General features: G+C 53.1%; 18 protein-coding genes. 8 read left to right on the top strand and 10 right to left on the bottom strand.

Annotated elements, in window-relative coordinates:
• Positions 1-30: 30 nt before the first annotated feature.
• Positions 31-3,159, bottom strand: a complete 3,129-nt coding sequence (locus BLS94_RS05530) for a DUF748 domain-containing protein (protein ID WP_090958352.1) — start codon at positions 3,157-3,159, stop codon at positions 31-33.
• Positions 3,160-3,287: 128 nt separating this feature from the next.
• Positions 3,288-3,662 carry a DUF2784 domain-containing protein gene (locus tag BLS94_RS05525; protein ID WP_072768093.1) on the bottom strand — a complete coding sequence of 125 codons (375 nt, stop codon included), beginning with the start codon at positions 3,660-3,662 and terminating at the stop codon, positions 3,288-3,290.
• Between the two features lie 159 nt (positions 3,663-3,821).
• Here BLS94_RS05525 and BLS94_RS05520 point away from each other — a divergent pair, with 159 nt between their 5' ends.
• The gene (locus BLS94_RS05520; RefSeq protein WP_090958350.1) at positions 3,822-4,796 is read left to right on the top strand and encodes a sulfite exporter TauE/SafE family protein; all 975 of its coding nucleotides are present in this window, start codon (positions 3,822-3,824) and stop codon (positions 4,794-4,796) included.
• Between the two features lie 242 nt (positions 4,797-5,038).
• Here BLS94_RS05520 and BLS94_RS05515 read toward each other — a convergent pair whose 3' ends face one another.
• From BLS94_RS05515 to BLS94_RS05500, 4 genes are all read right to left on the bottom strand, one after another.
• Positions 5,039-5,593 carry a TlpA family protein disulfide reductase gene (locus BLS94_RS05515; protein WP_090958348.1) on the bottom strand — a complete coding sequence of 185 codons (555 nt, stop codon included), beginning with the start codon at positions 5,591-5,593 and terminating at the stop codon, positions 5,039-5,041.
• 116 nt (positions 5,594-5,709) lie between these two features.
• Positions 5,710-7,650 carry a protein-disulfide reductase DsbD gene (gene dsbD, locus BLS94_RS05510; RefSeq protein WP_090958346.1) on the bottom strand — a complete coding sequence of 647 codons (1,941 nt, stop codon included), beginning with the start codon at positions 7,648-7,650 and terminating at the stop codon, positions 5,710-5,712.
• Between the two features lie 11 nt (positions 7,651-7,661).
• Positions 7,662-7,994, bottom strand: a complete 333-nt coding sequence (gene cutA / locus BLS94_RS05505) for a divalent-cation tolerance protein CutA (RefSeq protein ID WP_072768097.1) — start codon at positions 7,992-7,994, stop codon at positions 7,662-7,664.
• A gap of 36 nt (positions 7,995-8,030) precedes the next feature.
• On the bottom strand, positions 8,031-8,945 hold the full coding sequence (locus BLS94_RS05500) for an SDR family oxidoreductase (protein ID WP_090958344.1): 915 nt from the start codon (positions 8,943-8,945) through the stop codon (positions 8,031-8,033).
• Positions 8,946-8,997: 52 nt separating this feature from the next.
• On the opposite strand from BLS94_RS05500, the gene BLS94_RS05495 reads away from it, so the two are divergent.
• Entirely contained in the window at positions 8,998-10,038 is a 1,041-nt protein-coding gene (locus tag BLS94_RS05495; protein ID WP_072768099.1) for a CDP-6-deoxy-delta-3,4-glucoseen reductase, read from the top strand.
• 138 nt (positions 10,039-10,176) lie between these two features.
• Here the strand turns inward: BLS94_RS05495 and BLS94_RS05490 are convergent, their stop codons facing one another.
• The 4 genes from BLS94_RS05490 to hemC are packed head-to-tail and all read right to left on the bottom strand — an operon-like array spanning position 10,177 to position 14,193.
• On the bottom strand, positions 10,177-11,388 hold the full coding sequence (locus tag BLS94_RS05490; protein ID WP_090958342.1) for a heme biosynthesis HemY N-terminal domain-containing protein: 1,212 nt from the start codon (positions 11,386-11,388) through the stop codon (positions 10,177-10,179).
• Positions 11,385-12,437, bottom strand: coding sequence for a uroporphyrinogen-III C-methyltransferase (locus BLS94_RS05485; RefSeq protein WP_090958340.1), 1,053 nt, complete (start codon positions 12,435-12,437; stop codon positions 11,385-11,387). Before BLS94_RS05485 ends, BLS94_RS05490 begins: the two co-directional genes overlap by 4 nt.
• Entirely contained in the window at positions 12,434-13,228 is a 795-nt protein-coding gene (locus tag BLS94_RS05480; RefSeq protein WP_090958338.1) for a uroporphyrinogen-III synthase, read from the bottom strand. Before BLS94_RS05480 ends, BLS94_RS05485 begins: the two co-directional genes overlap by 4 nt.
• A complete protein-coding gene (hemC, locus tag BLS94_RS05475; protein WP_090958336.1) occupies positions 13,225-14,193 on the bottom strand; it encodes a hydroxymethylbilane synthase in 969 nt (322 codons plus the stop codon). The genes BLS94_RS05480 and hemC overlap by 4 nt, the downstream gene beginning before the upstream one ends.
• Before the next feature lie 207 nt (positions 14,194-14,400).
• Here hemC and ppc point away from each other — a divergent pair, with 207 nt between their 5' ends.
• From ppc to BLS94_RS05445, 6 genes are all read left to right on the top strand, one after another.
• Positions 14,401-17,127, top strand: a complete 2,727-nt coding sequence (gene ppc, locus BLS94_RS05470; RefSeq protein ID WP_256325300.1) for a phosphoenolpyruvate carboxylase — start codon at positions 14,401-14,403, stop codon at positions 17,125-17,127.
• Positions 17,128-17,428: 301 nt separating this feature from the next.
• The gene (gene miaB / locus BLS94_RS05465; RefSeq protein ID WP_090958331.1) at positions 17,429-18,793 is read left to right on the top strand and encodes a tRNA (N6-isopentenyl adenosine(37)-C2)-methylthiotransferase MiaB; all 1,365 of its coding nucleotides are present in this window, start codon (positions 17,429-17,431) and stop codon (positions 18,791-18,793) included.
• Positions 18,794-18,909: 116 nt separating this feature from the next.
• A complete protein-coding gene (locus tag BLS94_RS05460; RefSeq protein ID WP_072768106.1) occupies positions 18,910-19,887 on the top strand; it encodes a PhoH family protein in 978 nt (325 codons plus the stop codon).
• A complete protein-coding gene (gene ybeY / locus BLS94_RS05455; protein ID WP_090958329.1) occupies positions 19,862-20,392 on the top strand; it encodes an rRNA maturation RNase YbeY in 531 nt (176 codons plus the stop codon). The genes BLS94_RS05460 and ybeY overlap by 26 nt, the downstream gene beginning before the upstream one ends.
• Before the next feature lie 77 nt (positions 20,393-20,469).
• On the top strand, positions 20,470-21,300 hold the full coding sequence (locus tag BLS94_RS05450) for an HlyC/CorC family transporter (protein ID WP_090958327.1): 831 nt from the start codon (positions 20,470-20,472) through the stop codon (positions 21,298-21,300).
• A 125-nt stretch (positions 21,301-21,425) separates the two neighbouring features.
• The gene (locus tag BLS94_RS05445; RefSeq protein WP_256325297.1) at positions 21,426-21,944 is read left to right on the top strand and encodes an inorganic diphosphatase; all 519 of its coding nucleotides are present in this window, start codon (positions 21,426-21,428) and stop codon (positions 21,942-21,944) included.
• The last annotated feature ends 50 nt before the right edge of the window (positions 21,945-21,994 follow it).

Here is a 21,994-nt window from a genome sequence, read left to right as displayed (position 1 = left end):
AAATCTTCGCGGCCATTGGCTGGGCAGCATTTACCTGAGGGAGAATTCTGCCCGGCTTCCCGATTTCTGGCTATTGGCTTCCGGCTCGACTTTCGGCGCGAGCACAAATACTCGCTCGCTTGGAACACCACCTTGCTCAATTAGCCAATCGCGCGCGACTTCGGCCCGAAGCTCGCCAAGTTCACGCATTTCACTATCCGCAGCGTCGATATTTGCCAGCAGCAACTGTTCCATTTCCGGTACTGGCAGGCTTTTCGAAAGACCAATCATATTTTTCGGCTTCGAGAATTTTGAATCCTTATAGACCCGCGTCAGGTATTTTTCATACTCCTCGGGCTTGAGCTCAACGTCATCAAGCGATGCGACCGTTTCTCCTTTTTTAACACTTTCCGATAGCTTCTGCGCTTTTACGGTACGTTCAAGTATCATGTGTTTCAAAGCCTCCGGATCATGCGCTGGATCGGCTCGCCCTGTAATCTCGAGTTTGAGTGCGGGTCGATCTATCAATGCCTTGGCTAATGCTTCAAGGCGTTTTTCGGCTTCAGGCGTAATTTGCGCATAACCCGGCGAAAAATCTATCTCCGATAACTCTTCACCACCGAAGAGCGAGCCCAGCATGGCGAAAGGCGCGGTCGCGGCTTTTGTAATCAAATTAATGAAGACCTTGACAATCACCCCGCCTATGCTGAATTCCGGATCATTGATGGAGCCGCTTATCGGCAGGTGAACATCGATTTCTCCTCGCTGGTTTTTCAATAACGCCAGCGCCAGACTCACCGGGATTGACAGCGCATCCGGGCTTTCAACTTTTTCGCCAAGAGTTAATTGATCAAGGAAAACGTTGTTTTCCGCTGTCAGCTCCCCTTTTTCAACGTGATAATGTATATCAACCGAAAGCTTGCCTTTTTCGATTGCGTAACCGATGTACTTACCGGAATAGGGACTGAACGTCGGCATATCGATCCCCTTCGCGGTCGCCGTGATATCGAGGAAAAGTTCGCTGCCAAGGGTATTGACCTTGCCCACGATTTTTAGCGGTGCGGTTTTGTCCACCGCTCCGCGGATATCGATTTCACCGGGCTTTCGTGGATCAAGGGGACCAACGCGGCCGCCAAGTCCCGTCAACTTGGCGCGGTAGTTGGGCTTGATGAACTGGTCATGGAAATTAACGTTGCCTCCGGTCATCACGATACGACCAATACGAACAGGCAGGGGCTTCTTGGTCGATGGTTTGGAAGAATTCTCCGCAACGGTTTTTGCGGCGACATCGGAAGTTGCTTGCTGTTGCGCTACAGGCTGCGCGGCCGGGGTTGTTTGCCCGGACGGTTCCCTACTATCATTTTGAGCGGCAATATGCTTGAAATTGAGTTCTCCTTTCGGAGTAAGCAACACGTGAGCAAGGAAGTCGGCAATCGCAATCGACTTGATATCGACGCGAAGCGGATCACTGGCAAACTGAATGCCGCCCACATCAAGGCTTCGCCATCGCATGAGGTCCGCCATGTTTGTCTTTTGAAGGACGTTAAAATTGGTGAAACGGCTTTCACCGTTCAGTGCCACTTTCAGCGGTGACCCATCGGCCTTGACGTTGCCATCGAAGGATATCGAACCACTCGTCAGCAAGGCATCCAACTGGTTACCAGCCCAACCTTGCAGCGCGACAAGATCAATATTCTTGGCGTTTATAGCAAGATCAGCCATCAACGGCGCCCATGCCAGGGACCCATTTGTCTCGAGGCTCCCGGTTTTATTTACCTCGGCCTTCAATGCCAGCTTCAGCGGCGTTGTACCGCTGAAGTCGATATTGGATAAGGTTAAATCCAGCGGATTGACGACCATCGGTACCACATTTGGCAGCGTGCGGTCCTCGAAGCGCAGTGCCGCGGCTATCAATTGCAAGCTGCCAAGCCGAGTTGTCCATGGCTTATTTTTCTTTGTAGCGGCAGGGGTCGCTTCCGGTTCCAGCTCAGCCTTGCCCGGCAGCGCAGAAAAAAACTTGACGAGGTCGAGCCGGCCATCCGCTTCTCGGCGCACGGAACCCTTGAAGTGATCCAGCGTCAACGAACCAAGCGCCACACTTTGGCGCCCGATATCGATCGTGACCTTATCCAGGCTTACCTTAGGCAGGCTCAGTACCGGTTCCGGTTCTCCGTTGCGAATTAAGGCAACTTCAGCCAAGGCCAGTTGAATAAGCGAGGGCTTAGGGCCGTTCAGATTGATTTCGGTCAGTTCAAAATCGAGCTGGCCGAGTTTCGCCGTATAGGGCACTTCCACAGCTCGGTTCTCTATCTCCAACTTCCGTAGCGCGGCGCGGCCCGTCAACACCATATTTGGCGCCTGCCCCTCGATCTGGGTAAACGTCAGTAATAAGTCGCTATCAAAGTAGCCGGACACGAGGCTGATGCCGAGCGGGACGGGCGAGTATTCGTCTATTCGCATCAAATCGACGTCTTTCAGTTTGAGTTCAAGCGTCGCTTCGCGATTTTGCGTGAAGGGGCGCAACTTCCCTTCCAGAGTGAGCGGAGCGCCATTGATCCTGGCGCTGAAGCGCGGCTCTACCCAGCTTTTCTCGTCATTTTCGAAGTTCGCAATGAAGGGTATTCCAACTGTGATTTCGGATATATCCTGATGACTTTTCTTGAGCCGATCGACAAATTCGAAGCGACCGCCGTCTATCACGATATTACTCACCGAAAACATGGTCTCGCCGCCCTCCTTCGGCTTATTCATGAGGTCTTCTATCAGGTCGGTGATATTGAAGCGGTTTTCGCCTTCGCGAACCAGTCGTAGCACGGGTGCTTTTATTGATAAGGAACTGATTACCGGTGCGCGCCGCGCGATCGAAGCAATGCTAAGGTTGGTGTACAGTTCATCAACGGAAAAAAGCGCCTTTCCCGCATCGATGTCCGTCTCCTTTTCACCCACACGAAAACCACGAACGGTCAATTCCAGGGTATAGGGTTGAATATCGATCGATTGAACTGTCACCGGGCGATGCAGGGCTTCTGACAGCCACGTTTCAAGCTTGGCCTTGGCATACCCCGGCAGCCAGAAATAACCGAGCAGTCCGAATAATAGAATGATGGCAGCCAAGGTGCCCAGCCCGATAACCAGGCGTCTGTGGCTTATAAAACGGTGCAGCAGCGTTATCGGGGGCATAGTTGCACGTTTCCTGAGAGGCAATTGGGCAGCGATTGTGCGGATTTTAAGAGCAAAATCAATCTTCCCCCGTCAACTTTACCCTGCACGTACCGCCGGGTCAATTATCGCAGTCAGCCTGGACCATGCTATGGCTGACGTTTGCGAGGTCGCGGCGGAAGCAGCCTGAAAGTAATAATGACGAGAACTGCAAAAAGTACATAGATTGTTGTCAATATCCACTCCGGCACATCATAGAAAAGTATGCGGTGCAGCCAGCGCTGGATGAAATTACCACCGCTTTCCCCGCCGCGCAGCCTGTCTTCCAATAACGTAAGCGGACATATCATGCCGACGAAAGACTCGACAACCACGAACAGGATGGCGGCAATATGCGCAAGCCGAAACCGAAGATTTCGTACAAAATCCAATCTCATCCATCCGCCTATCCATATTAACGGCAGGCTGACGACAACGAACAACACGAACAGGAAATGAATGATAAGAACGATATCGGCTAACACGCACTATTCCATGTATTGATGGCCCGGTATTTTCAAGGCTCAGTGCTTATTCGCGACCTCCACAGAAGCAAAAGCATAACTATATTCTATTAGGTTATTTCTGCATGTTTGCTCATATCGGTATAGTGCGCAAATTGAAGAGGCAGAGGCACCGGACTTATGAAGATTCGCAACCTGGATCTGACGCAAAATCCAATAAACGTCGAACACCAGCAATTTGGGCTTCCTCCCGTCGAGGAGCCTGTCTCTCATCCTGGCGCCCATCCTCTCCTCAAAGCCGGCGTATGGTTTATTGTTGCGGTGTTGATTGCGCTGGTCCTGTTTTTGACAAGTCGCTTTTTTATTTCCAATAATTGGTTTGGCGGGTGGCAAATTATTGGTGAGACAGTCAGCGGCAGACTTTTCTGGACCGCGGTGATGGTCGGGTTTCTCGCGCAGGTGGTGGATGGCGCCTTGGGCATGGCTTACGGCGTGACCGCCACCACTTTCCTTCTGGCAACAGGCGCGACGCCAGGAGCAGCCAGTGCCAGTGTTCATATCGCGGAGATTTTCACCACTGGAGTTTCGGGTATTTCCCACGTCAAATTCGGCAATGTAAATAAAGAATTATTTATACGCTTGCTGGTGCCCGGTATTCTCGGCGGCATATTAGGCGCAGTGCTCGTTACCCAGATCGACGGCGCCGTATTCAAGCCGTATATTTCCACTTATTTGCTGCTGCTGGGGATATACATACTCAGCAAAGCGTTTCGCCCGCTGCGTTTGCGCAAGGACTCCCCGAGACATGTCGGAAAATTAGCGTTGTTTGGCGGATTCGTCGATGCGGCGGGTGGAGGCGGCTGGGGGCCGGTGGTGACATCCACTTTGGTCAGTTCAGGAAACGATCCCCGTACAACCATCGGTTCGGTCAATTTCGCTGAATTCTTTCTGACGCTGGCAGGTGCAACGGTTTTTACATTGCTGATGGAAACCAATACGTGGTCCATCATAGTGGGGCTGGTATTCGGAGGCTTGTTTGCCGCCCCGTTTGCGGCGGTGTTGTGCAAAAAGCTCCATGCACGAACTTTACTGATAATGGTGGGGACGTTGATTGTCATCATGAGCTCTTACAATCTTTATCGGGCGCTCGCCTAGCAGCTGTCGGACTTTAAGAATTGCAGCGAAAAGTGACTGGGTGAAAGCATGGGATTTCAAAGGCCCATAGTTATTCTATAGGCCGAAAAGGCAGCGAAATATGGACCAGCCGAACGCTTTTGCAGCCGATTTCCTTCAAGTCCGACACGCTGCAAAGCTCGAAAATTCGCACCACTGCCTCGCTTCCGCAGTAAATAGAAATGTTATTATTTCGCCGACACTTCATGGATGAGCTCGTTCCTCTACAGCAAGGGCTTGAACATGGATTCAAGTTTTTCCTGGCTGAGACGACCTAATTTCGTACCGATAATTTTTCCGTTACGATCGATGACGACGGTAAAAGGTAACGCTCCCTGGCGATTTCCTGCTGCCTCCGCCAGTGCCATGGCTTTCATATCTCCCACCAATACGGGATAATTAATGCCAATCTCTTTGCTGAATGCTGCCGCTCTTTCCTTCTGATCCACCGCGATGCCGATAAAAGTCAGGCCCTTATCCCTGAATTTTTCCTGGAGTTCAATGAACTCGGGAATTTCATTGCGGCAAGGTTCGCACCAGCTCGCCCAGAAATTAACTACCATTACTTGGCCGCGCCATTGCGATATTGCCTGACTTTTGTCCTGCAGGTCGGGCAAACTCGCGGCAAATATCGCCTCGGCTCCCCTACTCGCCACTGCCGCATCAGTTGCCCCGGATTGAGCATCGCCGCTCATCAGTTGGCCCCGCAACAGAAATCCCGCCGCTACCGCAAGTATGGCGACACCTGTATACAATAATACCTGCTGCAATTTGGTCATTTAATGTAAATCCCACAAATGCGGTTTGCATTGAGCCGCGGCCGGCAATTGGCGAACGACCTCGCTCGAACTCAGAACGATGACATCCGGATGAATTGAACCTTTTTCGGAAACGGCTAGGTCAAAACCGCATTGAGTATCTTCAGAAAGCTTTCCTTGTCCTGATACCCTATAAGCCTGATGCCGGGAATTTCACGTCCTTCCCGGTCGAGGAACAGAATGCCGGGAGGGCCGAAAAGCTTGAAGCGTTTGAGCAACGCCATGTCATCCGGTGTCCCCTCGGTAACATCAACCTGCAACAGTACCACATCTTTCAGGCGGGACTGTACTTGCGAGTCGGAAAACGTGAAGCGCTCCATTTCCTTGCAGGAAATGCACCAGTCCGCGGAAAAATCCACCATCACGTATTGGTTCCTGGACCGAAGGACATGCTGTTCAAATTCCGCGACCGACTTCACTCTCTGAAAGGGCAAATGATCCGTTTGCGCGATATCCTGTTTTTTTCCGGATGCATCGACCGCAGCAATACCTAACTTTGAGAGGGGCTGCAAAATATCGCGACTGCCGGACAAAACACCCACCAGCAATGCAATTCCGGTCAGCAATGCAATCATCCCAACGCCCTTCAGGAGCTTCTGAAAACCGGAAGCTCCTGGACGCAGTGGATCAACTGCGTGCAGATAGATGGCTGAGATGATCAATAAGACTGCCCACAGCAGCATATGCACAACTGCGGAAATGACCGGCGATATCAGCCATATTGCAACTCCCAGCAGCAATACGCCAAAAAATTGTTTGATGGACTCCATCCATGGGCCCGCTTTCGGCAAAATTGCCCCTGCGGATGCGCCCAATATCAGCAGTGGCACACCCATGCCCAGGGCCATGACGAACAGCGCCGATCCACCCAGCACGATGTCGCGGGTCTGGCTAATGTAAAGCAATGCCCCCGCCAGCGGAGCAGCTACACACGGGCCGACAATTAATGCCGATAACGCCCCCATGCCAAATACGCTGGTCAGATGCCCGCCTTTTAAATGCCCCGCTTCCTCGGAAAGCTTACTCTGGAGAAAGGAGGGTAATTGCAGTTCATAGAAACCGAACATCGACAGAGCAAGCGTTATAAAGACCAGCGCGAACGTGCCCAGCACCCAGGCATTTTGTAAAGCTGCAGAGAGCATTGCACCCGAAAGCCCAGCCGCCACACCGGCGATGGCGTACGTAATCGCCATCCCCATGACATAGGCGAGCGACAGGAAAAATCCACGCGTCTTGGTGATATTTGTACCGCCTCTGGCAATGATGCCGGACAGAATCGGGAACATCGGAAATACGCAGGGAGTAAATGAGAGCAGCAGGCCGATACCAAAGAAACCGGTCAGGATCAGCCCAAAATTACCGCTTTCGAACATCCGCTCTATTCGATTCGATTCTGTCTCGATGGCAGGTGATCCTGCAGACGGGAACAGCTCTGCGGCTGCGTCCGGTTTTAAAGCGCCCGATGGCGCCGCCACTGCGGAGCTGCTCATGGCATCGGCCACCGCGCCGGCGGCGGCTTTTGCCATTGGCAGCGTCAGCTCGATTACCTTATTGATAGGCGCATAGCACACCCCTATTGGCTCATTGCAGCCCTGGTAGGTAGCGACGAGAGTCAGTTTGTCGGATGACGATGCGTCGCGTTTCAAAGAAATCAACGCTTCGAATGGCTGATGAAAGACTTCGACCTGGCCGAAGGTAACATCGCTTTTTATCGTTCCCGGCGGCAGTGAAATTTTCTCGATCGATGTCCCAGCATCCTGGGGCTTGAACGCAACCTTGTCTTTATAAAGATAATAATCCTTTGCCGGCTCGAATTGCGCCACCAGCGTATTTGCATCCCGGACCTTTACCGTCAATTTGAAAGCCTGATCCGGAGGGAGCAATTCCTGTTCATTCTGCTCGAAACCCGAGCTAAGCTGCTGCAACCCTGAAAGAAAGCCAAAAGGCTTCCTCTCCTCTGCGAAGCTATTGATGCTGCATAAACACAGCAACAACAAAAAATATTGGCTCAGGCGCATGGCAACCGGTTCTAATCAATTATGTCCGGGACTAATGTTTCGTCCGCGATCCACTTTAAATAAGCAGGCAATCCGTTGCTAATTGGGACAGCAATGATTTCGGGTAGTTCGTAGGGGTGCATCGCGTTTATCAACTGCTCCAACCGTGCATAATGCTGCGCAAGGGTTTTAATAAAGATCGGCACTTCGCGGATACTTTCGTTTTTCCCCTGCCAGCGGTAGACAGAAGTGCATCCGTCAAGCACGTTAACGCAGGCCGCCAATCGTTCATCGACCAGTTTGTGAGCAAGGGCCATCGCGCTCGCTCTATCGGGCAAATTGCTAATGATGAGTATGGATTCCATTGCGATTGTGCTCCTGGCTCATCCGTAGATCGGATTTTACCCATTTTCCGCAGTACTTGCTGCGCTCGGCGTGAAACACTCGACCACGGTGGGATAACGAAGGTTTACGCGCAACTCGTGCTTTATACGGATGTTTGCCAACCGCCGCGATTCCTGCATGAACGATAGCATACCTGGCGATATGAAACTTTCCGCTTCGGCCCGGGAGACGCGCGGAGGCCGCGGCAGATCGAACTGGTCCGCGACGAGATCGAAGTATTCGCCCATCTTAAGCTTTGAGTCGTCACAGGCATGATAAATCCTGCCCGGTTTTCCGTAGTGCAACGCCGCGGAGATAATGCGGGCGAGGTCGTCGGCGTGTATGTGGTTCGTATAGCTATCCTCTTCCGGCAATAACGCTGGCGCGTGCTCACGCAACCGGGCCAGCGGCAAGCGATCGTCGGCATAAATACCCGGCACGCGAAGGATTGAAACACTCACGCCGTTGCGCAGTCCCCAATGACGCACCTGCGCCTCCGCATCGGCACGACGCATTGCGCGCGCGGTTTGAGGATTTATCAATCGGGTTTCATCCACAAGGGCGCCGTTGCAATCACCATACACACCGCTGGTACTGATGTAGACAAGACGTTGTGGTAACATTGCCCCCTTCATCTTTGGCCGCTTTGTCAGCGCTGCCAGGAGGTTTGCGGTGCGGGTATCGCGTTGACCACAGTTCGGTGGAGGGGCCAGGTGAACAACTGCATGAGCCATTCCCGCAAGTTTGGCAAGGCTGCCCGGTATATCGAGATTCCCGAGCACTGGCGTAATCCCATGCAAACGTAAAGCGGCGCGGCTGTCGGGTCTACGATGCAAGCCCAGTAGCCGGTAGTGCGCCTGTAGCAGGGGCGCTGTGCGCAAGGCAATGTCGCCGCAACCAATAAATAAAAGCGTCCGTTTCGTCGTGTTCATTTTCTTCTTTGCCGTCAGTTAAATTGTCTTTATAGACTCATTTTGTAACCAGATGCCGCATCAAATCACTATCAAGCCGAGCGGACACGTCTTTTTCGCTCAACCCGGTGAAACCGTGTTGCAAGCCGCGCTTCGTGAAGGTTTTCCGCTTCCTTATGGCTGCCGAAACGGCGCCTGCGGGACTTGCAAGGGCAAAATCATACAGGGAACGGTGGATTTCGGCAGTCATAACGAAGGTACGTTGACCGAAATGGAGAAACAGGCTGGAATGGCATTGTTTTGCTGTGCTGTGCCGCTATCGGAACTTACAATTGAATGTCGGGAAATTGGGGCAATAAAAGATATCAAAGTCAAAATACTGCCATGCCGTGTCCAACAACTGGCGCGAGTCGCACCGGACGTAATGGTTATTTCCCTGAAGCTGCCAACTAGCGAGCGGCTGCAATTTCTTGCTGGGCAATATATTGATATCCTCATGAAAGATGGCAAGCGCCGGAGTTTTTCGCTGGCGAACGCACCTCATGACGACGAACTGCTCCAGTTGCACGTGCGCAACTATCGGGGGGGTACGTTCGCCGAGCATGTGTTCACCAAGATGAAGGAAAAGGATATTTTGCGCTTTGAGGGACCGCTCGGCACATTCTTTCTACGCGAAGATTCAGATAAACCAATCATATTCGTTGCCAGCGGCACGGGTTTCGCCCCGGTTAAAAGCATACTCGAGCATATCTTCCACGTACAATATCTGCGGGCCAATGAACGGCAGATCGTGCTCTACTGGGGTAATCGTACGAAGGCCGATCTATATATGGCTGACATGGCAGGAAACTGGCAGCGGGAGCATGACAACTTTACGTTTATACCGGTACTGTCTGAGGCACTGCCGGGCGACAACTGGAGCGGAAGGACCGGGTTGGTGCATCAGGCCGTGCTGCAGGATTTCGACAACCTCGCCGGGTATCAGGTATACGCTTGCGGAACACCGGCCATGGTTGAAGCCGCCCACAAGGATTTCACTACGCTGCGCAGCCTTCCGGAAGAGGAATTCTTTTCCGACGCATTCACCGTTTCGCCACGCGAACCCCGATCTTGAACTTTTTACCCGTTCTCCTTTTTACCTGCTCTCATCCGGCAATCCGCTGTTGCACGGATAAGTCGACTTCTTTTGGCATACAGCGGCTGGAATGAAACCAATCGGACTGTGCCGCGGTTTGCCCGATCCATTTTCCAGCTACTCCTGCTCTAGCGCGTCCAGCCGCCACAATGCAAGTTCCAGCCCCTTGCTGTAGTGATCCCTTGCCAACTCGAGCCGTCCGAGTTTCTCGTTCAACTGCGCCAATGCAAGATGAGCGGGATAATCCGGGTCCACGGACAGGCTTGCCTCCAGATAGTTTTGTGCTTTGCCCCAAAGCTCGCAATTAACGCAAAGCTTGCCCAGCGCCAGCAGCAGACAGGCGTCATTAGGATGAGATTCGAGCCACGCTTCGGCGTGCTCGATCTGGCTGATGGCGTCGCTTCCCGGACATTTTGCATACAATCCTGCTAATTCGGAATCCCACTGGGCATTTAAACTTTCCTCGATAATCTGATGAGCTGCGACACAATCGCCCATCGCTGCGTAAGCCCGCGCAGCGGCAGCAGCCAGCTTGCTGTCTTTCTTGTCGGCCGAAGATATATTTTGCCAATATTCCTTCAGCGCCTTCGGATTCAACATCCTGCTTTTGAGACTTTCCATACGCGCCTGGAGCCGCAGTTGCCTCATCACTGTCTTTTCGATGGCATTACGCTGGTCCAGTTGCCCGAGCAGATCCAGTACGGCGTCCCAATTTTTGGATCGCTGCTGCGCTCTCAGTTCCAGCCGCAACGCCGCGGTATGCTTCCCCGCCCCGGCATGAGGAAGAGAATGCAATATTTTTAGCGCTTCTTCGGGCCGATGTTCATCCAGCAGCAACTCGGCTTGCGTCATTAGCAGCAAGGTTATTTCTTTCGGTGCACTGGTTTTTGCCTGGGCAATAAGTTCGTCACGACGAGCATACTTTCTCAGCTCGTGCGCGGAACGGGCCGCAACCATTGCGTTAAGCGCGCTGACGGAGGGAGATTCCTTTAGTTCCAGAACGGCGACGGAAGCTTTCTCAGCTTTGGCATAACGGCCTTCGAAGAACGCCCTTAGCCCATCCAGCATCATCATTCGTGCTTTTTCGCGACGCCGGCGGAGACGGAATCCGCTCACTTCCGCTGGCAACCTGAAAGTAATGACAGCCAGCCTCACTACAAAATAGGCAATAAAAAACATTACCAGCAGCAACACCGCCAGTAAATTGAGCGATAGCTCGACGCGATAAGGTTGAGCCACTATCAGTACATAACCGCTGTTGTATCTGGCCGCAAGTGTTACCGCTACCGCAATCAGGAACAACGCCAGAAGCCAGAGCGCTCCCTTCATCTATTTCCCCGATCACGGGCGAGACGATAGTTGCGCACCGCATCGAGACTCGCGGAAATACGGGGCAATTCAATGCCCACTTCACTTTCTCGCAGCTGGGTCAGGGTTTCAAGCATATTGACGACAGACTGCGAGCTGTTGTCGTAATACCGGCCTATCCAGTCCGTGGATGCATCGATATCAGCCTTGAAGCTCGTTCCATCACGCGCCAGAAGCGCATGCCGCGCCGACAAAAGACGCAGTTTTAGATTTTCCCGCAAAAAATAGGCTTGTGATGGCGATAACAGAGCAATATCCGGCTTATCCATGTGCTGAATCCGCACCAGACGCTTTATGTCCTCCCACGCTTCATGCAGGAACTGGAGCCATATATTCTCGGTTACTGGAAACTGGGGGGACCGGGAAGCGCCGGGTTCGGGTGGACGAAGTTCCATTGCCAATGGCAACACATCGACCGAGGCGGCAAGATTGTCCAGGCGTATGCTGACGCCTACCGTATCCACATATGGCGCAGCTTTGAGCAGATCCATATCCGTTGACAGAACCTTACGCAGGGAAGATAACTGCGGACGGTCAAGACGCTGCAGTCGGGCGTCGGCCTCTTGCATTGCAATCAGGGCTGCTTTTACGTTACTTGCAAGCTGAAGCTGCTGATTGGCGATGAGCAGCAGCTGTTCCACTTCTTCCAGCGTTGCTTCATCGCGATTACGCGTAAGTTCCTGGTACAGCGCCTCCAGTGCCAACTGCTGGTTTTGCGATTCAGCGAGCCTTGATTCGAGCAAGCCGAGCTTTGTCTCTGTCCGGCGTCCTGCCTCGGCCGCTTCCACTACAATATTACGCGACTCTTTTCCCGAAGCATCGGCCTCGGCTAGCCGCTTCGCCAGCTCATGCTGCAATCCCCCGATCTGACTACGAGTGTCATACCACTGCAGCGCGATAATGGGAACAAGGATTATGACAAAAATTAAGAGCGGATGGATGCGCAAGGTCAACCTCTTGCGCACTTCCAGAGGTTTTTCGGTCTTGCCAGGCTGCTTTTCCGCGCTCATGGTTTTTCCAAGCCACGAATCTCTCTGGTGGATTCCGGCCGAAAGTAGTTTAGCAAACCCTCCAGCAATCCATCATCTCCAGCAGTGGTTAGAATGACATGGGCGAACCCGAGATTTCCCGCGGCTTGGGCGATGCGCACATGAGAAACAAACAACGGCGTTTTCTTAAGCCATGCTTCGCCGACCATTTCGCATAAATTGCGCAGCCCCTCGCTGCTGGTTATGGTAATTGCCTTCATCTTGTCATTCGCCCACGCGCGCAGCAACGGAGCAGTATCTGATTTCGGCATGACACGGCGGTAGCATTTCGCGTATTCGAGGACGGCGCCTCGCTTCAGCAAGCTTTCCCCAAGCAATTCACGCCCGTTGTCGCCGCGAAAAATTACGATACGCTTACCTTTCACCTGCCTCAAGAGCGGCAGATCAAGCAAAGCTTCGCTATCGAAGCGCAAAGCGGGCGCGACTACCCCGGTGACGCCAAAGTTTCCCAACTCCTTTGCGGTGCCTTGGCCGACAGCGACTATTTTCAACTGGGCGGGCAGCGTCCGCTTCGCGCTTATGAGGTTCATCGCCTTAACAACGGCGTTGGGGCTGATAAAAATTGCAATGTCGAATTCATCGAGCCGCCCGATCAAGTCCAGCAACGGATGCAGATTCGGGATATCCAGGATCTCGAGTACCGGAAACAAAACAGGATTACCGCCCGCGATGCGTATCTTGGCAGCAAGCTCGCCAGCCTGATGCGCCGGACGCGTAACCAGGATGTCGATCCCGGCCAGCGGCTTGGTCACGGATGGCTCACGGGTTCAATCGTTTGCGATGCCAGTGCCGTCAGAATTTCCTGCGCACCGCGTGCCTTCAAATTCTGTGCCAGTTGTGCGCCCATTACCGCACCCATGCCGGGATTGCCGCTCAGCTCATCGCTTATCACGCGCGATCCATCCTGGCTTGCGACGAAACCGCGCAGCCTCAGAACACCTCCATTTATTTCTGCAAATCCACCCAGCGGAACCTCGCAGCTTCCTCCCAAGGCGCGGCTCATGGCGCGTTCCGCCTCAACGCACTGAGCGGTCGGAAGATGGTGCAGAGGTTCCATCAATTTGATCAAATCGGTTCGATCCGACCGGCATTCAATCCCCAAAGCGCCCTGTCCCACCGCCGGCAAACTCACTTCGGGACTTAGCAATGCGGTAATGCGGTCAGCCAGCCCCAGCCGTTTTAAGCCTGCAGCCGCGAGGATAATTGCCGCAAACTGTCCCTCATCGAGCTTGCGCAAGCGGGTCTGAACATTACCCCGCAGCGGCTGCACCTGCAAATGCGGAAAGCGCGCGCGCAACTGGCTTTCGCGCCGCAGGCTCGAAGTTCCCACCACGCTTCCGGGCGGGAGTGCGTCGAGATCGGCGTATTGATTGGAAACAAAAGCATCGCGCGGATCTTCACGTTCGGCGATAGCTGCCAGCGCATATCCTGGCGGCATATCCATTGGAACGTCCTTCATGGAATGCACGGCGATATCCGCGCGCCGCTCCTCCAGCGCCTGTTCCAGTTCCTTGATGAATAACCCCTTGCCGCCGATCTTGGAGAGGGATATGTCAAGTATCTGGTCCCCCCTCGTGGTCATCCCCAATATTTTGGATTCCGTTTGCGGGTATAATTTCGCCAGCTGTCCCTGAATAAAATTTGCCTGCCACAAGGCAAGGGCGCTTTCACGGGTCGCGATAATGATTTGTGAGGGTATGGATGAGGAATTAAGCATTATTTATTACGATGAGAAAATTAGGGAATTGCTGCCGGTGCTTATTTTAGCATGGCAAGCTCCAAGCCGGATTGAAGTGCACCTGCCATCAGCTCGTATCTGCGTTCAAGAAGAGGTAGCGTTATGACATCCCTTGCTTCCCCGAGCGGAAGCCTCGAAAAAAATCACATCATTGATGACGACAGGCCCAAGGATGATCCCCTTCGCATGGATATCCGCCTGCTTGGCCGTATGCTGGGCGATACCCTGCGTGAGCAGGAAGGCGAGCCTACTTTTGATCTTGTCGAGAATATTCGCCAGACCGCAATTCGATTCCGGCGCGAGCAGGACCTGGAGGCGCGGAACGAACTGGACGTGATGCTGAATCAGTTGAGCAACAAGGCGACGGAAGCGGTGGTTCGCGCATTTAGCCAATTCTCGCAGCTTTCGAACATTGCCGAGGATATGCATCACAATCGCCGCCGCCGCAGCTATCTTCTCGACGGATCGCCGCCTCAGGCGGGCAGCGTCGCCCTCGCGCTGAAGAGGATCATCTCCAGCGGAACGAATGGCGCCGCTCTGGCCCGATTTTTCGATAAGGCGCTGATTTCGCCGGTTTTGACTGCACACCCGACTGAAGTGCAACGCAGAAGCATACTGGACTGCCACCTGGCCATTGCGCATCTTTTAAACGAGCGCGATCGCATGCAACTTACGCCGGATGAACTACGCAACAACGAAGAGGAGTTGCGCTGTGCCATCCAGATATTATGGCAGACCCGTATCCTGCGTTCGGCGCGCCTCTCGGTTTATGACGAAATCAATAATGGTCTCGCCTATTATCACTATACTTTTCTCACTGAGGTACCGCGCCTGTATGCGGAGATGGAGGATTTGCTGGAAAGTGGAATGGGCGCGGATGCGCCCCATATTCCCCCGTTTCTTCGCATCGGTAGCTGGATAGGCGGCGATCGCGACGGCAATCCTTTCGTCACCCATGAAGTCATGCTCCATGCGGCTGAGAGACAGTCGGCGCTGGCGTTGGATTTTTATATGGGTGAAGTACATCGGATAGGCCGCAGGTTAAGCCTGACCGAGCGCTTGGTGGATGTGGATGATGCCTTGGCGGCGTTGGCCGAGGCGTCGCCCGATCGCGCTCCCAGCCGTGCGGATGAGCCTTACCGCCGCGCATTAATCGGTGTTTATGCACGGCTCGCTGCCACCAGCCAGGGCCTCGGTCACGTAATCAGGCAGCGTCGACCGGTTGGACCCGCTGCACCTTACGGGAAAAGCACGGAATTCATCAAGGACCTTGATATCGTCATTCAGTCGCTCAAGCAGCACAAATCCGAATTATTGGCGCGCGGTGATTTGCGTCACCTGCGGCGGGCGGCGGAGGTGTTTGGCTTCCATCTCGCGTCGCTGGACATGCGCCAGCATAGTAATATACATGAGCAGGTCGTTGCGGAATTGCTCGGGCATTGTGCAAGGGACCGGAATTATTCCCAATTGAGCGAGACGGAACGGGTACAGTGGCTGCTGACCGAAATCAGCAGTCCTCGTCTCCTGCGCTCACCTTATCTGGAATACTCCGAACTTGCTCAGAGCGAACTGAGCATGGCACAAACGGCAACGGAAATTCATCGGCGCTTCGGTCGTGCCGCGTTGCCAAATTACATTATTTCCAAGACCGACGGCGTTTCCGACATACTGGAGGTCGCGCTGTTACTCAAGGAAGCAGGTCTTTTGCAACCCGGCGAAAAGCCGCACCTGCATCTCAATATCGTTCCGTTGTTCGAGACAATCGCGGACTTGCGCGGCTGTGGCGCCGTCATGGACGAATTATTTTCACTGCCATATTACCGCAAGCTCCTGGATTCGCGCGGCAATGTGCAAGAGGTGATGCTGGGTTATTCCGACAGCAACAAGGATGGCGGTTTTCTTGCAGCCAACTGGGAGCTCTACAAAGCCGAAACCGAATTGACGAAAATTTTTGCCAGGCACAAAGTTGAGCTGCGCCTTTTTCATGGACGTGGAGGCACGGTTGGACGTGGCGGCGGCCCCAGCTATCAAGCAATACTGGCCCAGCCACCAGCAAGCGTGAATGGTCAGATCCGCATTACCGAGCAAGGCGAAGTCATCGGCAGCAAATATGCCGACCCGGAAATCGGACGACGAAACCTTGAAACGTTGGTCGCTGCGACGCTTGAGGCTACGCTGCTGAGCCGCGATCCCCTTGGTAAACGCGCCACCGAGTATCACAATACTATGGAAGTACTCGCGCGCGATGCGCTCACCGCTTATCGCAACCTTGTATACGAAACCCCGGAGTTCAAGCGTTATTTTCAGGAATCGACCCCGATCAGGGAAATTGCTGGACTTAATATCGGCAGCCGCCCGCCATCACGCACTCAATCCGATCGGATAGAAGATTTGCGCGCCATACCCTGGACGTTCAGTTGGGGTGTCAATCGCGCCATGATTACGGGCTGGTACGGCTTTGGCACGGCCGTGGAAATGTTTGTCCAGCGCCAGGGCCGAGGCAAAAAAGGGCTGGGCTTCCTGCAGGAAATGCATGGTACCTGGCCATTTCTGCAAACCATGTTATCCAATATGGATATGGTGCTCGCCAAGACCGATATGGGCATTGCATCGCGTTATGCGGAGCTGGTTACCGATATCAACTTGCGCGAGGAAGTTTTTGGCCGCATACAGAAAGAATGGGATCTTAGCGTGAAGTGGCTTTTCGCAGTCACTGGCCGCACCGAGTTGCTGCAGGATAACCCTACACTTGCTCGCAGCATTCGTAATCGCACGCCGTATATTGATCCGCTCAACCATCTGCAGGTAGAACTGTTGCGGCGTTATCGTTCGGGCGATGCGACCGATGCCGTGAAGCGTGCAATACAACTCACGATCAATGGAGTGGCCGCAGGGTTGCGAAACAGCGGATAAGCTCATTTACGGCATTACCGGACTCCCTATCTAAAAGATCATGTTCTCGCGACGAACCCGAATCCGGTAGTTGACCGCTTATTTGTCAACTAAGCGCTATAACTAAATAGGATTTTTTATATCCTGTGCTTCACCTTTTTGGTGGATTCGATACGGGGCGAATTCAGGTTTGAACAATGGTTGCCGCCGTTATAAAAGCCCCAACGGCTTGACGTGCTGAAACCCGCGCATTCGTTGCGACTTCTGAACGGTCGCAGTACTGGGTAGTTCGAACAATATTTCGGTAAGGCTGGAGATAGGTGTGGCTAAAAAACTTTATATTAAAACGTTTGGCTGCCAAATGAACGAGTACGACTCGGACAAGATGGCGGACGTGCTGCATGACGCGCAAGGCATGGAAAAAACAAATGATCCCGCCGAGGCCGATGTGATCTTGTTCAACACCTGCTCGGTGAGGGAGAAAGCCCAGGAAAAGGTATTTCATGATCTGGGACGCGTCAGGCATCTTAAAACGGCCAACCCGAATCTTCTCATTGGCGTAGGGGGTTGCGTCGCCAGCCAGGAAGGCGCAGAAATAGTGAAGCGTGCGCCATATGTCGATTTGGTATTTGGTCCGCAAACCCTGCACCGGTTGCCCCAATTGATTTCCGCGCGTCAAGCCACAGGCCGCCCGCAAGTGGATATCTCTTTCCCCGAGATTGAAAAATTCGATCACCTCCCGCCAGCACGTACAGAAGGTGCAACCGCTTTCGTTTCTATTATGGAAGGCTGCAGCAAATATTGCAGTTTTTGCGTGGTGCCCTATACCCGCGGCGAGGAAATCTCCCGTCCCCTGAGCAGCATACTGGCGGAAATTGCAGGGCTGGCAAGTCGAGGCGTCAAGGAAGTGACGCTGCTGGGGCAGAACGTAAATGCTTACCGGGGCGTAATCGAATATGGGGAAGCCGGGGACGATCGGCAGATGGCCGATTTCGCGCTATTGCTTGAATATATTCATGAAATTCCCGGGATCGAGCGGATCCGCTATACCACCTCTCATCCTAAAGAATTCACTGAACGATTAATCCGGACTTACGAAACATTGCCGAAATTGGTAAATCACGTGCATCTGCCGGTTCAGTCAGGGTCAGACCGGATACTGGCGGCAATGAAGCGCGGCTATACTACCCTGGAATACAAATCCATCGTCCGCCGCTTGCGTAATGTCCGCCCCGATATTTCGCTTACCTCCGACTTCATCATAGGTTTTCCCGATGAAACCGAGGCGGATTTCGAGGCGACGATGAGGTTGATAGAAGAAACGAACTTCGATGGTTCATTCAGCTTCATTTATAGCCCGCGGCCCGGCACACCCGCGGCAGCCTTGCCGGACACTACGCCTTATGAAATCAAGCTCGAGCGGTTGCAACGCTTGCAGGAAAAAGTCGAGCAACAGGCGCGGACCATCAGTCGGAGCATGGTCGGCACGACTCAACGTATTCTGGTGGAGGGGCAATCCAAAAAAGATGCCAACGAGCTTTGCGGACGCACCGATAATAACCGTATGGTAAATTTTGTCGGCAACCCGGCAGAGACCGGGCATTTTTTAAACATCGAGATCTCTGCGGCGTTAGCGCACTCGTTGCGCGGGAAAATCGTGCAGCCCAAATTTACGGAACTTGAGTAAGATGTCCACGTGAGGTTGATTTGTGATGCGCCGCAAGCCCCCTTCACGTTCACTCCTTGCAAAGTACGGCTGTCGCTGCCAGAATTAAGTCCTCGCTATCGTGTCTTACAGCCTTTTTGAAACCCCAACCTGTCGAAATTTCTTTTTCCCCAGCTGATAACCAGCGTCTCGCCAACTTATGCGGTGCGCTGGATGAGAATCTCAGGCAGATCGAAACCCTACTCGATGTCACCATTGCGCGTCGAGGAGAACACTTCAGCCTACGCGGCAAATCCGCACAGACTTTGCTTGCCGCAGAAGCATTGCAAAATTTTTACAGCCATGCGCAACATCATTTGAGCATCGAGCAAATTCAACTGGGCCTGATCGAAGCGATGAATCCTCATCATTCGAAAAAACTTGCGGCTGCTACTGCTACGAAAGAACCGACGGAACCCGCGCTGATTACCCGCCGTAGCGATTTACGCGGCCGGACGCCTCGCCAGGTCGAATATCTGCAGCAAATCCAGACGCATGACATCACGTTTTCGATCGGTCCTGCGGGAACGGGAAAGACCTATCTGGCCGTGGCGAGCGCGGTGGACGCGCTGGAGCGCGATATCGTAGCGCGTATCGTACTGGTGCGGCCTGCGGTGGAAGCAGGCGAGCGCCTGGGTTTTCTGCCGGGCGACATGGCGCAGAAAGTGGACCCTTACTTACGGCCTCTCTATGATGCACTCTATGATCTGATGGGGTTTGATAAAACCAGCAAGCAGTTCGAGCGGAGCGCAATTGAAGTTGCGCCGCTGGCTTTCATGCGCGGGCGCACGTTGAACCAATCTTTTATCATACTTGATGAAGCGCAAAACACGACACCCGAACAGATGAAGATGTTCCTGACTCGTATCGGCTTTGGCTCCAAGGCTGTGGTAACAGGCGATATCACTCAGATCGATCTTGCAAAACATCAGAAAAGTGGCCTGGTAGAGGCCCAGCAGGTCCTGAAAAAAGTGCGTGGTATCGCTTTTACGCATTTTGGCGCGGAGGATGTGGTGCGGCATCCGCTGGTGCAAAGAATTGTCAATGCCTATGAAAAATACGAAAAAGACAAGTAACCTTTCCCCGGCTCCTACAGAAGTCTCACACCGCGAAGTAAAGCTGAAATTGGCGACACAATACGCTGCCCACGCTGCGGAGGCGCCCCCTAGATCGGCGTTTCGCAAATGGATCAAAGCCGCATTGACGCACGATGCGGAGATTGGGCTGCGCGTCGTTGATGAAGCGGAGGGCCATAGCCTCAACCGGAATTTTCGAAACAGGGATTATGCGACCAATGTCCTGACTTTTATTTACGATAATGCTGGGCCAAGCGCGCAATCCCTGGCTGGAGATATTGTGCTGTGCGCGCCGGTAATCGAAAGAGAAGCGCGTGAGCAACATAAAAATTTGACAGCGCATTACGCACATCTCACCGTGCACGGCGTCTTGCATCTTCAGGGCTACGATCATGAAAACGATGTTGAAGCAGCGGCAATGGAGCAGATGGAGGCCGAGATTCTCGAAAGACTGGGATATGAAAATCCTTACAGGGAATCTTTGGGGACCGCTGAAGAATGTTGATTATGGAGAGGTCCGCATGTGCTTGTCGGCATCTTCCACAGTTTATTTATTTCTTGTAAACGAACTGGCAAACGCATATGGATGATCCCCCGAAACCGGCCTTACTCGATCGCGTCAGCGCCTGGCTTTTGCGCAAGCCAGGGGATCGCGAGCAACTGATCGCGTTATTGCATTCTGCCTTTGAACGCAATTTATTCGATTCGGATGCCCTGAGCATGATCGAAGGGGTAATACAGGTATCCGAAATGCAGGCTCGAGATATCATGGTTCCGCGTTCACAGATGAGTGTGATCGATATCAGCGAAACGCCGGACAAGTTTATCCCGCTGGTTATCGAGACGGCCCATTCGCGATTTCCCGTGACTGAAAACGATAAAAATAATGTCATAGGTATATTATTGGCGAAAGATCTGTTGCGTTACTTTGCAGGAGAAGAAGAATTTGATGTACGCGATATGCTGCGGCCGGTCGTTTTTATTCCTGAATCTAAACGGCTCAATGTGTTGCTCAAGGATTTTCGGAGTAACCGCAATCATATAGCCGTCGTAGTGGATGAGTATGGCGGTGTCGCCGGGTTGGTGACTATTGAAGACGTACTGGAACAAATCGTTGGTGACATTGAGGATGAACATGATTTCGACGAGGCCGAAGACAACATCGTGCAGGATCCGGGCGGTCATTACCGTGTCAAGGCTATTACCGAAATCGACGATTTTAATGAAAGGCTCGGGACCGGGTTAAGTGATGTAGATTACGACACTGTCGGTGGTCTGGTACTGCATAAATTTGGCCGTTTGCCGAAACGAGGCGAATCGGTGTCTGTCGGCGCTTTCAAGTTTACCGTGTTGCGCGCCGATAGCCGCAGGCTGTATACGCTACTGGTCGAAAAGGATGATGTCGAGCAGTGATAACGTGCAAAAAAGTCAAGGAAGGGCTGGATCAAAACCGGACTTCAAGATGATAGACCAATAATGTCCATCCTGGACAGAGCAGGATTTCAAAGCGTTCTGGCGCGAATAAGCGTCTTCGAACCGTGAGAACTATCAACAACGCCTATTGCGGCCTGGATACGATACATCAGGCGCTGACTGAACCGCCAGTGGTGGAAGTGGTGATTGAAGTTCCGCGGGGCAGCTTCCTTAAACGCGGATCCACCGGTAGAGTCGACTTTATCTCGCCCCTGCCATGTCCGTTTAACTACGGCTCGGTGCCAGGTTACATCGGCCTCGATGGCGATCTTCTGGATGCGCTGGTACTCGGCCCGCGCCTGTCGTTGGGCGCAAGGATACGCGTCAAAGCCTGGGGAGCCGTGATTATGACTGATGGCGGCTTGATAGACGACAAGCTTGTCTGTAGCGATTACTGTCCGGATGCGGCGCAGCGCCAGGAAGTATTGAAATTCTTCTACTTCTACGCAAAATGCAAGGGGATGCTGAATATCTGGCGAGGCCGGCCGGGGCGCAATGCATGTGAAGGCTGGTGCGAAGCAGTTCAGGCGCTCGGGCGCGCTCGGCCGCGAGACAATTTATTGCTTGAGCTGCCGCTCGACTAATTGTCTGCATCGTTCTCGTGCCCGGCGAACCCGCATTGATCAGCATGGCG

The sequence above is a fragment of the Nitrosospira sp. Nsp18 genome, assembly GCF_900103145.1.
GTDB lineage: Bacteria > Pseudomonadota > Gammaproteobacteria > Burkholderiales > Nitrosomonadaceae > Nitrosospira.
The sequence above is the reverse complement of the archived record's forward strand: the minus strand, read 5'-3'. Positions and strand labels throughout refer to the sequence as shown.

Excerpts from the sequence above, each read along its gene's own strand:
- BLS94_RS05530 (WP_090958352.1), bottom strand. The coding sequence starts at position 3,159 with ATGCCCCCGATAACGCTGCTGCACCGTTTTATAAGCCACAGACGCCTG.
- BLS94_RS05520 (WP_090958350.1), top strand. The coding sequence starts at position 3,822 with ATGAAGATTCGCAACCTGGATCTGACGCAAAATCCAATAAACGTCGAA.
- BLS94_RS05515 (WP_090958348.1), bottom strand. The coding sequence starts at position 5,593 with ATGACCAAATTGCAGCAGGTATTATTGTATACAGGTGTCGCCATACTT.
- dsbD (WP_090958346.1), bottom strand. The coding sequence starts at position 7,650 with ATGCGCCTGAGCCAATATTTTTTGTTGTTGCTGTGTTTATGCAGCATC.
- cutA (WP_072768097.1), bottom strand. The coding sequence starts at position 7,994 with ATGGAATCCATACTCATCATTAGCAATTTGCCCGATAGAGCGAGCGCG.
- BLS94_RS05500 (WP_090958344.1), bottom strand. The coding sequence starts at position 8,945 with ATGAACACGACGAAACGGACGCTTTTATTTATTGGTTGCGGCGACATT.
- BLS94_RS05495 (WP_072768099.1), top strand. The coding sequence starts at position 8,998 with ATGCCGCATCAAATCACTATCAAGCCGAGCGGACACGTCTTTTTCGCT.
- BLS94_RS05490 (WP_090958342.1), bottom strand. The coding sequence starts at position 11,388 with ATGAAGGGAGCGCTCTGGCTTCTGGCGTTGTTCCTGATTGCGGTAGCG.
- BLS94_RS05485 (WP_090958340.1), bottom strand. The coding sequence starts at position 12,437 with ATGAGCGCGGAAAAGCAGCCTGGCAAGACCGAAAAACCTCTGGAAGTG.
- hemC (WP_090958336.1), bottom strand. The coding sequence starts at position 14,193 with ATGCTTAATTCCTCATCCATACCCTCACAAATCATTATCGCGACCCGT.
- ppc (WP_256325300.1), top strand. The coding sequence starts at position 14,401 with ATGGATATCCGCCTGCTTGGCCGTATGCTGGGCGATACCCTGCGTGAG.
- ybeY (WP_090958329.1), top strand. The coding sequence starts at position 19,862 with ATGAAAAATACGAAAAAGACAAGTAACCTTTCCCCGGCTCCTACAGAA.
- BLS94_RS05450 (WP_090958327.1), top strand. The coding sequence starts at position 20,470 with ATGGATGATCCCCCGAAACCGGCCTTACTCGATCGCGTCAGCGCCTGG.